Annotated in this window: 11 protein-coding genes; 5 read left to right on the top strand and 6 right to left on the bottom strand. The window is 66.1% G+C overall.

Going from position 1 to position 11,242, the window contains the following annotated elements; all coding sequences use genetic code 11:
* Positions 1-5: 5 nt before the first annotated feature.
* The 4 genes from LZ005_RS01635 to LZ005_RS01620 form a co-directional block, all read right to left on the bottom strand.
* Entirely contained in the window at positions 6-455 is a 450-nt protein-coding gene (locus LZ005_RS01635; protein WP_237804015.1) for a chemotaxis protein CheW, read from the bottom strand.
* Between the two features lie 241 nt (positions 456-696).
* Positions 697-1,704, bottom strand: a complete 1,008-nt coding sequence (locus LZ005_RS01630) for a glycosyltransferase family 4 protein (RefSeq protein ID WP_237804012.1) — start codon at positions 1,702-1,704, stop codon at positions 697-699.
* 96 nt (positions 1,705-1,800) lie between these two features.
* The gene (locus LZ005_RS01625) at positions 1,801-3,687 is read right to left on the bottom strand and encodes an MFS transporter (protein ID WP_237804009.1); all 1,887 of its coding nucleotides are present in this window, start codon (positions 3,685-3,687) and stop codon (positions 1,801-1,803) included.
* A gap of 6 nt (positions 3,688-3,693) precedes the next feature.
* Positions 3,694-4,446 carry a helix-turn-helix domain-containing protein gene (locus LZ005_RS01620; protein ID WP_237804006.1) on the bottom strand — a complete coding sequence of 251 codons (753 nt, stop codon included), beginning with the start codon at positions 4,444-4,446 and terminating at the stop codon, positions 3,694-3,696.
* A gap of 134 nt (positions 4,447-4,580) precedes the next feature.
* Here LZ005_RS01620 and LZ005_RS01615 point away from each other — a divergent pair, with 134 nt between their 5' ends.
* From LZ005_RS01615 to LZ005_RS01605, 3 genes are all read left to right on the top strand, one after another.
* Positions 4,581-4,988, top strand: coding sequence for a hypothetical protein (locus LZ005_RS01615; protein ID WP_237804003.1), 408 nt, complete (start codon positions 4,581-4,583; stop codon positions 4,986-4,988).
* Positions 4,985-5,770, top strand: coding sequence for a DUF2145 domain-containing protein (locus LZ005_RS01610; RefSeq protein ID WP_237804001.1), 786 nt, complete (start codon positions 4,985-4,987; stop codon positions 5,768-5,770). The genes LZ005_RS01615 and LZ005_RS01610 overlap by 4 nt, the downstream gene beginning before the upstream one ends.
* Before the next feature lie 72 nt (positions 5,771-5,842).
* The gene (locus tag LZ005_RS01605; protein ID WP_237803999.1) at positions 5,843-6,511 is read left to right on the top strand and encodes a TMEM175 family protein; all 669 of its coding nucleotides are present in this window, start codon (positions 5,843-5,845) and stop codon (positions 6,509-6,511) included.
* Between the two features lie 9 nt (positions 6,512-6,520).
* Here LZ005_RS01605 and LZ005_RS01600 read toward each other — a convergent pair whose 3' ends face one another.
* Both LZ005_RS01600 and LZ005_RS01595 read right to left on the bottom strand, forming a co-directional pair.
* On the bottom strand, positions 6,521-7,831 hold the full coding sequence (locus tag LZ005_RS01600; protein WP_237803997.1) for a homoserine dehydrogenase: 1,311 nt from the start codon (positions 7,829-7,831) through the stop codon (positions 6,521-6,523).
* A gap of 22 nt (positions 7,832-7,853) precedes the next feature.
* Complete coding sequence (locus LZ005_RS01595; RefSeq protein WP_237803995.1) at positions 7,854-9,077, bottom strand: pyridoxal phosphate-dependent aminotransferase; 1,224 nt, start codon at positions 9,075-9,077, stop codon at positions 7,854-7,856.
* 131 nt (positions 9,078-9,208) lie between these two features.
* Between LZ005_RS01595 and LZ005_RS01590 the strand changes: the two genes are divergently transcribed.
* Both LZ005_RS01590 and LZ005_RS01585 read left to right on the top strand, forming a co-directional pair.
* Positions 9,209-9,589 carry an Mth938-like domain-containing protein gene (locus LZ005_RS01590; RefSeq protein WP_237803992.1) on the top strand — a complete coding sequence of 127 codons (381 nt, stop codon included), beginning with the start codon at positions 9,209-9,211 and terminating at the stop codon, positions 9,587-9,589.
* Complete coding sequence (locus tag LZ005_RS01585; RefSeq protein WP_237803989.1) at positions 9,586-11,241, top strand: glycosyltransferase family 39 protein; 1,656 nt, start codon at positions 9,586-9,588, stop codon at positions 11,239-11,241. Before LZ005_RS01590 ends, LZ005_RS01585 begins: the two co-directional genes overlap by 4 nt.
* The last annotated feature ends 1 nt before the right edge of the window (position 11,242 follow it).

The raw sequence follows: 11,242 nt of genomic DNA, 5'->3' as shown, positions 1-11,242 counted from the left end.
CTCCTTCAGGCTGCCAGCGGCAGCGGTTGAGCCTGCCAATCGAGCCAGTTGGCCAGATCGACGAGCGTGATCAGGCCCTCATCCGTGGTGGCGACGCCAATCACGTGGGCCTGCAGGGCGGCGTCCAGGGCCGGCGCCGGACGAATTTGATCGGGGGTGAAGATGCGCACATCGGCGACGCTGTCGACCACCAGGCCGGCCACGGCCGAACCGATCTGGGCGACGATGACGACCGTCAGATCATGGATGGCGGCGCTGGCCAGGCCCAGGCGGATGCGCATGTCGAGAATCGGCACGATCTCGCCGCGCAGATTGGTCACGCCCTTCAGATAGGCGGGGGCATTGGCCAGCGCGGTCGGGGCCGCATAGTTGCGCAGTTCGCGCACCTGGTGGATGTCGATCCCATAGGCTTCATCGCCCAGATGGAAGATCAGGTATTGCATATTGTCGTGCATGGTAAATCCCGTCTCAGCCGTGTTGGACACGGCCATCACTGGTTCAGGTCGGCGGGATGGGGGCCGGGAGAGGGAGGCGGCTACGACGCTCAGGTGAGCCTGGAAGACCAAGGGCGGCACCGGCGCAGGCTTAGGGCAGACCGGTGTGTACCGACAATTGGTCAAGATATGTATAAATTATAGACAGGTATTTCCAAAAGGCAAGTATTTACAAACAAAATTTATCCCTTGCAAACCACACTCAGGCCGCCTCGCGCAGCGCGCTCAGGGCCGCGCGCAGGGCCGCCACCTCGCCCGGCGGCACCAGGCGCAGACCGGGCTGGGGCGGCAGGCCGCAGGCCGGCGTGGCCACCACGGGGATGCCCGCCGCCAGCGCCTGCAGCAGCGCGCCGGGGCGGTTTTCCAGCCACGAGGGCAGCACCACGGCGGCGGCCTCGTCCAGCCAAGCGGGGCTCGACTCGGGCAGCACGCGCACGTCGAGGCCATCCCAGAAATCGGGCGCTTCGACTACCGCGCCACGCACCGTCAGCGGCAGGCCGAGCTCGCGCAGGGCCGCGCGCAGCTCATACGCGCCCTTGCGTCCGACGGTGACGGCCGGGAAGACGATGCGCTGGCCGCCGACCACGGCGCGCCCCGCCGGCATGCGCCAGGGCAGCAGCACCGACTGGGCGAACAGGGCCGCCACCGCCGTGTGCGGGGTCAGGATGCAGGCGGCCCCGGCCAGCGCCTGCTGCTCGCTGGCCAGCAGGGCCGGGGCGGCGCGAAAGTCGCCCAGGGTGCGGCTATACGGATGGCGCTGGTGGGCGCGGTCGAGCTGCTCCTGCACGGCCTGCATCGGCAGCGAGGTCATCAGGACCGAGTAGCGCCGCCCGCGCAGGGCCCCGCTCTCCCACACATAGGGCAGCAGCTCCTGGGTGATGACGAGTGTGCGCTCGTGCGGGCGCAGATGGCGCACATAGGCCGCCGCCAGGCGCTGGCGAAAACGGATCGCCAGGCGCTGGCGCGCCGCCCCCTGACCGGCAATGCGGCGCGCGGCCCAGGCGCGCCACAAGGTCAGCAGCGGATGGGTGCGCACCTCGGCGAAGCCGGCCGTGCTCCATGCGTACTGGGGTTTGGCGCGGCGCTGGCCATCGAGCGGCAGAAACAGGCGGTCGTGCGGGCCGTGGTGGGTGCTGATCCAGTGATCGAATTCCGGCCACATGCCATCGAGCATGAAGACGGTGGGTGCCTCGGCGTCGGCTGCATGCATGATGGCTCCGCTGCGCTGTGGATGAGCATTCAGCGTAGCGGCGGTCCCCGCGCAGCATCTGCGCCAGATCACCAGAGATTCGGGACGGGCGCGCCCCTACTTCCAGTCGCCGCGCAGCGTGGCGACCTGCTCCTGCAGCGCCTGCGGCTGGGCCGCGGCCGGCGCGACACTGTCGCCGACCACCAGCTCCAGGCGCGAGCGCAGACCGCGCCGGAAACTGCGCTCAAACAGGCCAGCCGGATCGCGCGTCAGCAGGCTGCCCCACAGGCCGCGCAGGGCCATCGGTATCACCGGCACCTGGGAGCGCTCGAGAATCTTGCTGATGCCGGCGCGGAAAGGGCTGATCTCGCCATCGCGCGTGAGCTTCCCTTCCGGGAAAATGCAGACCAGCTCGCCATCATGCAGGGCCTTGGCGATATCGACATAGGCCTTCTCCAGCAGCCACGGGTCTTCCTTGGCCGGGGCGATCGGGATCGCCTTGGCCGTGCGGAAGATCCAGCCGAGGAAGGGCGTGTTGAAAATCCGGTGGTCCATCACGAAGCGGATCGGGCGCGGGCTGGCCGCGCCGATCACGATGGCGTCGACATAGCTGACGTGGTTGCACACGAGGACAGCTGCGCCCTCCTCCGGAATGCGGTCGCCACCGACGACGCGCACGCGGTGCAAGGTGTGGATCAGCAGCCAGGCCAGGAAGCGCATCAGGAATTCCGGCACCAGCGAGAAGATGTAGGCGGCCACCAGACCATTGAGCACGGCGCTGACGAGGAACATCTCGGGGATCGTGAAGCCGCGCTGCAGCAGCACGATCGCGACCCCGGCCGAGAGCACCATGAACAGCGCGTTCAGGATATTCATGCCGGCGATCGTGCGCGACATATGCTGCGGATCGCAGCGCGTCTGGATCAGCGCGAACAGGGGCACGATGTAGAAGCCGCCGAACACGCCGAGCAGCGCGATATCGGCCAGCACGCGCAGCATGCCCGGCGTGTGCAGCGCGCCCAGCAGATCGACGGCGCCGCTGCCGCCATAGGCCTGGGCCGCCAGATACAGGTCGCCGCCGAACACCGACATGCCGATCGCGCCAAACGGCACCAGGCCGATCTCGACCTTGTGGCCCGAGAGCTTTTCGCACAGCAGCGAGCCGGTGCCAATGCCGAGCGAGAACACGGTCAGCAGCAGCACGAAGACCGAATGGTCGCCATGCAGATAATCCTTGGCGAACACGGGGAACTGGCTGAGCACCATGGCCCCATAGAACCAGAACCAGGAGTTGCCCAGCATCGAGAGGAACACCGTGCGATTGTGGCGCGAGAAATTGATATTGCGCACAGACTCGGCCAGCACATTCGCGCTGATGCGCAGCTGCGGCGCCGGCGCCGGCGAGGACGGAATGCGCAGACTCGCCAGCAGACCGAGCACGGCCATGGCAAGCGTGCCGCCGGCCACCAGCTCGATGCCCCAGCCCGGATGGACGACGAGGACGGCGCCCAGAATCTCGCCGGCCAGGATGCCGACAAAGGTGCCCATCTCCACCAGGCCATTGCCGCCCACCAGTTCGTCCTTGTGCAGGTGCTGGGGCAGATAGGCATATTTGACCGGGCCGAACAGCGTCGAATGCAGGCCCATGCCGGCCACGGCCGCCACCAGCAGCCACAGATTCTTCTGCATCCAGCCGATCCCGGCCACGGCCATGATGGCGATTTCGAGCAGCTTGACGGCGCGCGCCAGCTTCTCCTTGGCGAACTTGTCGGCGATCTGCCCGGCGGTGGCCGAGAACAGCACGAAAGGCAGGATGAACAGGCCGGGGATCAGATTGTTCAGCAGCTTGGGGTCGACCGTGGTCCAGTGCGCCGCGTCATAGGTCAGCACGACCAGCAGCGCCGTCTTGAACAGATTGTCGTTGAAGGCACCCAGAAACTGGGTCCAGAAAAACGGGGCGAAACGGCGCTGCCCGAGCAGCTGGAATTGGTTGGATGTACTCATGCTGCCTCAGGTGGAAGATGGCGGGGAGCGGCGCACCATGGCCTTGAAGGCGCGCGGCATCCAGGGCCGCACCGCCAGCATCAGGCTCATCGCATGCCGCTGCTCGTAAGGCAGGCGGGTTTCGTGTTGATGCTGCTGGGCGAATTCGGCGGCCACCTGCTTCAGCCGTTCGACCAGTGCCGCGCAGGAAGCGCGCGACAACATCAGGTTCACCAGGCGGAACAATTCATGTTCGCCGTCGAAATGGGCGTCGAGGTAGTCGGCATAGGCCTCGTCGCGGAAATAGGTCTGGATCGGCCCGTTCGGAATCCAGCCGAAGGTGCGCGCGATCAGCAGCTTGACGCGGTTGTTCGGCAGCAGTTCGAGAAAGCCGATGCGGTCGAGCCGGGTCAGGCAGCGCACCACGTCGGCCTCGCTCAGCGTGTAGATGCGCACGATGTCCTCGAAGGGGATGTGGTTCATGGCCGACACCGCCACCACCAGCAGCTTGGGGTCGCCGATGATTTCGCGCTCCTGGGCCAGGGTCAGGCGCGCGATCTGGGGCGCCGGGGCCTGCGCGGCCGCAGCCAGCTCGCTGAATTCGATGCCGGCCGCCAGCAGGATCTGGTCGAGCCGCTGCAGGGTGAAATTACCTTGTGAGAACATGCGCTTTACGCTCGCTTCCGACAGTTGGATACGGCTCGCCAATTCGCCGTAGGTCAGCCCGCGCGCCTTGAGCAGGCGCTTGAGGGTGTCGACGAGTGTAGTAGCGTGCGGCATGCCGGCCTTTCTTTTGGAAAACGGTAGCGCATCTTAATACCGAAATGCAGGTTTGGCGATACTGGTAGCGCGCCGCTTGCGCTGGCGCAGCCACAGGCCGAGGATGCAGCCCACATCCACAGCCTGAGGTTCCCATGAAAATCCTGTTCCTGACGGCCGCCCTGCTGGCCGCTCCTGTGTCGGCCCACCAGAGCCAGGGCTCGCCGCTGTCACGCGCATCCGAGCTGGCCGCCGATGGTTCGGCCATGGTGGTGGCCGGTTCGGCCACCGTCCTGTCGGGCGGCGCCGCCCTGGCCGTGGCCAGCATCGCCGTGACGGCCGAGGGCACCGTGCTCGTGCTCGAGAATCTGGCCGCCGGCGCCAGCGTGGCCGTGCGCCTGTCGGGCAAGGCGGCCGAGGGCCTGTCGCTGGCCGTCGGCAGCACGGTCGAGGTCAGCGTGCTGGCGGCCGGCACGGTGCTGAGCGCGGCCGGCAAAATCCTCTGCCTGATTCCGAATGCGCGCGGCCAGGCACTGCTGCACCAGTCGCGGGTGGCCTCGTGAAGCGCCTGCTGCTGTGCCTGTGGCTGCTGCTGGCCGGCGCCGCCCAGGCCGGGACGGTCTGCAGCGACAAGCCGCTCCAGCTGCGCGAGCTGCGCCAGGCCCTGCAGCTTGCCGAGCGCAGCTGGCAGGCGCTCGAGGACAGCGGCGCCGAGCTGGCCCTGATCGCCCGCGTCGGCCAGGACCTGTCGGCCTATGGCCTGCGCTATTCGCACATGGGGATCGTCTGGCGCGACCATCCGGACGGACGCTGGACCGTCGTGCATGCGCTCAATGCCTGCGGCACGGCCCGTTCCGACCTGTACAACGAGGGCCTCGGCAATTTCTTCCTCGATGATATGTTCGCCTGGGAGACCCTGATCCTGATTCCGGCCCCGGCCGACCAGGCCCGTCTGGCCGCCTACCTGGCCCAGGCGCGCGCGCGCCAGCTGCATGAGGCGCGCTACAACATGCTGGCCTTTCCGTTCGCACGCGACTACCAGAACTCCAACCAATGGGTGCTGGAAACCTATGCCAGCGCCGTGTCGCCGGCGCCGCTGGACACGCGCGCGGCCGCCCAGGGCTGGCTGCGCGCGGCCGGCTTTCGCCCGATCACGGTCGAGATACCGGCCCTGAGCCGGCTCGGCGCGCGCCTGACCCGCGCCAACATCAGCTTCGACGACCAACCCTTCGGCCAGCGCATGGCCGGCCACATCGACACCGTCAGCGTCGAATCCCTGGTGCGCTTCGTGCGCCAACGCGATGCCCAGGCGCGCCAGATCGTACTGCGCCTGCCGGCCGGCTGAGCGGCGGTTCCCAAGCCGGCGCAGCTGCTTTAGAATCCCGTCATTATTTTATTTATAACAACGGGAGCCACCATGTCGGGAAACGCCAAGTCCCCTATTCCATTGCATCGGCTGGAGAATTTCAGCGATGCCGTGTATGCCTTCGCCGTCACCCTGCTGGTGGTCTCGCTCGAGGTGCCCAAGGCCGCGCACGAGCTGATCCACATGATGCGCGGCAGCCTCGCGTTTGGCCTGTGCTTTGCGCTGCTGGCCAGCGTCTGGGCCGAGCACAGCCGCTTCTTCCGCTACTACCCGCTGTCGGACACGCGCACCGTGGTACTGAACATGGCCCTGCTGTTCACCGTGCTCAGCTACATCTACCCGATGAAGTTCCTGTTCTCGTGGCTGATCGATTTCTATGTGTTCCGCCTGCCGACCGAGGCTTTCCACAGCGAGGCCGAAGCCTTCCAGATCATGCTGATCTTCAGCCTCGGCATCTTCGCCGTCAACGCGGTGTTCTATCTGATGCACCGGCACGCGGCCAGCAAGCAGGCCGAGCTCAAGCTCAGCATGCGCCAGGCGGCCGATCTGCGCCGCGCCACCCTGGCCAATCTGTTCGTGTGCGCGATTGCGCTGCTGTCGATGGGCTTGACCCTGGGCCTGAACGACCCGGGCCGCATCAGCGGCCCGGTGTATATGCTGATCGCGCCGGCCCACTTTCTCGCGGCGCGTATTGCCTTCCGCGGTGTGCCGGCCGAATAAGCGGCCCGATCAGGAGAGGTTTTCCAGGCGGATGCGAGTCACCTTGCCGAGCACGGTCGGCATCTGTTCGATCTTGGCGATCGCCGCGTCCGCGTTCTTTTCCTGGGTCTCGTGGGTGAGGATGATGATGTCGGTCTGGTTCTCGCCCTCGTTCGGCTCCTTCTGCAGCACGGCGTCGATCGAGATGGTTGCGTCGGCCAGGATGCGGGTCAGGTCGGCCATCACGCCCGGCTGATCGACCACGCACACGCGCAGGTAGTAGCTGGTCGTCACTTCCGACATCGGCAGGATTGGCAGGTCCACCATCTCGTCCGGCTGGAAGGCCAGGTGCGGCACGCGCGAGGACGGGTCGGCCGTGATGGTGCGGGTGACATCGACCAGGTCGGCGATCACGGCCGAGGCAGTCGGCTCGGAACCGGCGCCCTTGCCGTAATACAGGGTGGCGCCAACGGCGTCGCCGTGCACGAGCACCGCATTCATCGCCCCTTCCACATTCGCGATCAGGCGCTTGGCCGGAATCAGGGTCGGGTGCACGCGCAGCTCGACGCCGGCGCTGGTGCGCTTGGCGATGCCGAGCAGCTTGATCCGGTAGCCGAGCTGTTCGGCGTACTTGATGTCGTTCGCCTGCAGCTTGGTGATGCCTTCCACATGGGCCTTGCTGAACTGGACCGGAATGCCGAAGGCGATGGCCGACAGGATCGTCGCCTTGTGGGCAGCATCGACGCCCTCGATGTCGAAGGTCGGGTCGGCTTCCGCATAGCCGAGGCGCTGGGCTTCCTTCAGCACGGTGGCGAAGTCCAGGCCCTTGTCGCGCATCTCGGACAGGATGAAGTTGGTGGTGCCGTTGATGATGCCGGCGATCCATTCGATGCGGTTGGCGCTCAGGCCTTCGCGCAGGGCCTTGATGATCGGGATGCCGCCGGCGACGGCCGCTTCGAAGGCCACGGTCACGCCCTTGGCCTGGGCGGCGGCGAAAATTTCGGTGCCATGCGTGGCCAGCAGGGCCTTGTTGGCGGTCACCACGTGCTTGCCATTGGCGATGGCCTTGAGCACCAGGTCCTTGGCGATGCCGTAGCCGCCGATCAGCTCGACAACGATGTCGATCTCCGGATGGCTGACGACCAGATTGGCGTCATTGACCACCTCGCAGGCGCCGCCGGTCAGCTCGCGCGCACGCTCGACGTTCAGGTCCGCCACCATGGCAATCTCGATGCCGCGGCCGGCGCGGCGGCGGATCTCTTCCTGGTTGCGTTGAAGGACGTTGAAGGTGCCGGAACCGACGGTGCCGATGCCGAGAAGGCCTACTTTAATGGGTTTCATATGCTGTGTAATAGTCGTTGTCTTACGCGCGGCGACGTCGATAGCCATCGAGGAAGCGCGCGATACGGCCGCAGGCGTCGGCCAGGTCATCCTGATTGGGCAGGAACACCAGCCGGAAGTGGTCCGGGGCGATCCAGTTAAAGCCCGTGCCCTGCACGATCAAGACCTTTTCTTCGGCCAGGAGTTCATAGGCAAATTGCTGATCGTCCGTGATCGGGTAGACCGCCGGATCGAGGCGGGGGAACATATACAGCGCCGCTTTTGGCTTGACGCAGGTGACACCGGGGATATCGGTGAGCATTTTGTAGGCGAGGTCGCGCTGCTTGGTCAGGCGGCCCGTGGGCGCCACCAGGTCGTCGATCGACTGGTAGCCGCCGAGTGCGGTCTGAATCGCGAACTGGCCGGGCGCATTCGCGCACAGGCGCATCGAGGCCAGCATGTCGAGGCCCTCGATATAGTCCTTGGCGTGGCGCTTCTCGCCGGACAGCACCATCCAGCCCGAGCGGTAGCCGCAGGAGCGGTAGTTCTTCGACAGGCCATTGAAGGTGACGAACATGACGTCGTCGGCCAGCGAGGCGATCGAGACGTGCTTGTTACCGTCGTACAGGACCTTGTCGTAGATCTCGTCGGCGAAGATGATCAGCTGGTGCTGGCGCGCCAGTTCGATGATCTGTTCGAGCAGGGCCACCGGGTACAGGGCGCCGGTCGGATTGTTCGGGTTGATGACGACGATGCCGCGCGTGTTCGGCGTGATCTTGCGGCGCATGTCCTCGATATCGGGGAACCAGTCCGACTGCTCGTCGCACACATAGTGGACCGGATTGCCGCCGGACAGGCTGACGGCGGCCGTCCACAGCGGATAGTCGGGCGCCGGCACCAGAATCTCGTCGCCATTATTGAGCAGCGCATTCATGCTCATGACGATCAGCTCCGAGGCGCCATTGCCCAGGTAGATATCGTCGATGGCCACGCCCTTGATCTGCTTGGACTGGGTGTAGTGCATCACCGCCTTGCGCGGCGCGAACAAACCCTTGGAGTCGGTGTAGCCGGCCGCGTTGGGCAGGTTCATGATCATGTCGCGCACGATCTCGTCGGGCGGATCGAAACCGAACACGGCCAGGTTGCCGATATTCAGCTTGATGATCTTGTGGCCCTCGTCCTCCATCTGGCGTGCCTTGGCCGGTACCGGGCCGCGGATCTCGTAGCACACCTCATCCAGTTTGTTCGATTTGAATATCTGTCGCACTTCTACGTCCCGTCATTTGCTGCATTGCGAAAAACCCATTCTGCCGAACAAAAGCGGCTAAAGCAACCGCCATTGGCGTGCAACAGGAGTTTATGGCATGCTAACGCCCCTCTCCGGGGCCAAGAACCACCATGAAACTGCATCCTGCCAATACCCGACATTATCAAACTGTTACCGCCTACGACGCCGACAGCGTCAGCATCAATGCCGTGCGCTTCACCCACAGCCTGCTGGTGATGCCCGAGAGCGCGCCCGTGGCCTGGCCGGTGGAAAATTTTGAAGCCTTGCAGTCCTCCCATTTTGACGCAATTGCCGCACTTTCGCCCGACGTGGTGATTTTGGGCACCGGCGCGCGCCAGCGCTTCGTTCATCCGCGCCTGGTGGCCGGGCTGGCCGCGCGCGGCGTCGGCGTCGAGAGCATGGACGCCCAGGCCGCCTGCCGTACCTACAATCTTCTGATGCAGGAAGGCCGCAAAGTGGTCCTGGCCCTGATCCTCGACCGCGCCGCATGAACGAACTGCACACCTCCAAGACCCTGGCCTGGAGCCTGCTGGCCGCCTTCATCCTGTTCACGCTGTATGCGCTCGGCATCCGCGCCCTGGTCCCGCCGGACGAGGGCCGCTATGCCGAAATGGCGCGCGAAATGTTCGCCAACGGCGACTGGATCACCACGCGCCTGAACGGCATCAAGTATTTCGAGAAGCCGCCGCTGCAGACCTGGATGAACGCGCTGAGCTTTGCCGCCTTCGGCCTCGGCGAATGGCAGGCACGCCTGTGGACCGGGGTCTGCGCCATCCTCGGCGTGCTGCTGACCGGCTACACCGGGCGCCGCGTGTTCAACCAGCGCGTCGGCTTCTATGCGGCGCTGGTGCTCGGCTCCTGCTTCTACTGGGTGGCCTGCGGCCAGATCGACTCGCTCGACATGAGCCTGTCGGCAATGATGACGATCGCCCTGTGCGCCCTGCTGCTGGCCCAGCGCGACAACGCCGACGCGCGCCAGCGGTGCCACTGGATGCTGGTCTGCTGGGCCGGGATGGCGCTGGCCGTGCTGGCCAAGGGCCTGATCGGCATCGTGATTCCGGGCGCCGTGCTGGTGCTGTACACGCTGGCCACGCGCGACTGGGGCCTGTGGACCCGCCTGCATCTGGGCAAGGGTCTGCTGCTGTTCTTCGCCATCGCTGCACCCTGGTTCGTGCTGGTGGCGCGCATCAATCCCGAACAGCCGCACTTCTTCTTCGTGCACGAGCACTTCGAGCGCTTCCTGCTCAAGGAGCACCACCGCGAAGGGCCGTGGTACACCTTCTTCGTGCTGCTGGCGATCGGCGCCGTGCCCTGGCTCGGCGTGCTGCTGCAGAGCCTGCGCCACGGCCTGCAGCGCGAGCACACGCGCTTTCGCCCGCGCCTGATGCTGTTCATCTGGCTGGTGTTCATCGTGCTGTTCTTCACCAAATCGAGCTCCAAGCTGCCCGGCTATATCCTGCCGGTGTTCCCGGCCCTGGCCCTGCTGACGGCCGGCTATCTGGAACAGGGCTCGCGCCGCTCGCGCATGCTGACCGGGGTCTTGACCGCCCTGGCCGGCGTGGTGCTGCTGGCCCTGGTGCCGAATATGGGCCGCTTCGCCTACTACCCGGCCGACCTGCATCTGCTGCAGGCCTGGCAGCCCTGGGTGCTGGCGGCCGGCTTCATCGCCCTGGCCGGCGGTGCCTTCGCCACCCTGGCCGCGCGCCAGCTGCAGCGCGACCTCGGGGTCGTCGCCCTGGCCATCGCCGGTTTCGGCGCGACCCAGCTGGTGCTGGCCGGCTCGGACGGCTACGGCCGCCTGCGCTCGGGGATCGACATGGTGCCCGTGATCCAGGCCGAGGCCACGCCCGCCACGCCGATCTACAGCGTCGCCATTTACGAGCAATCGCTGACGTTCTACCTGCGCCGCACGGTCACCCTGGTCAATTACGTCGACGAGTTCCGCTTCGGCCTCGAGCAGGAGCCGGGCCGCGCCATCGCCCGCATCGAGGACTGGGCCAGCCAGTGGCGCGCCCAGGCCGCCGCCGGCCAGAAGGCCCTGGCCATCATCTCGCCCGAAGCCTATGCCAAGATGCAGGCCCAGGACCTGCCCATGCGCCTGCTGGCGCGCGACACGCGCCGCCTCGTCATCGCCAATCTGTGAC

The organism is Massilia sp. TS11, assembly GCF_022012445.1.
Lineage (GTDB): Bacteria > Pseudomonadota > Gammaproteobacteria > Burkholderiales > Burkholderiaceae_D > Telluria.
The sequence above is the reverse complement of the archived record's forward strand: the minus strand, read 5'-3'. Positions and strand labels throughout refer to the sequence as shown.

Coding starts and splice junctions, on each gene's coding strand:
- LZ005_RS01635 (WP_237804015.1), bottom strand. CDS start 455: ATGCACGACAATATGCAATACCTGATCTTCCATCTGGGCGATGAAGCC.
- LZ005_RS01630 (WP_237804012.1), bottom strand. CDS start 1,704: ATGCATGCAGCCGACGCCGAGGCACCCACCGTCTTCATGCTCGATGGC.
- LZ005_RS01625 (WP_237804009.1), bottom strand. CDS start 3,687: ATGAGTACATCCAACCAATTCCAGCTGCTCGGGCAGCGCCGTTTCGCC.
- LZ005_RS01620 (WP_237804006.1), bottom strand. CDS start 4,446: ATGCCGCACGCTACTACACTCGTCGACACCCTCAAGCGCCTGCTCAAG.
- LZ005_RS01615 (WP_237804003.1), top strand. CDS start 4,581: ATGAAAATCCTGTTCCTGACGGCCGCCCTGCTGGCCGCTCCTGTGTCG.
- LZ005_RS01605 (WP_237803999.1), top strand. CDS start 5,843: ATGTCGGGAAACGCCAAGTCCCCTATTCCATTGCATCGGCTGGAGAAT.
- LZ005_RS01600 (WP_237803997.1), bottom strand. CDS start 7,831: ATGAAACCCATTAAAGTAGGCCTTCTCGGCATCGGCACCGTCGGTTCC.
- LZ005_RS01590 (WP_237803992.1), top strand. CDS start 9,209: ATGAAACTGCATCCTGCCAATACCCGACATTATCAAACTGTTACCGCC.
- LZ005_RS01585 (WP_237803989.1), top strand. CDS start 9,586: ATGAACGAACTGCACACCTCCAAGACCCTGGCCTGGAGCCTGCTGGCC.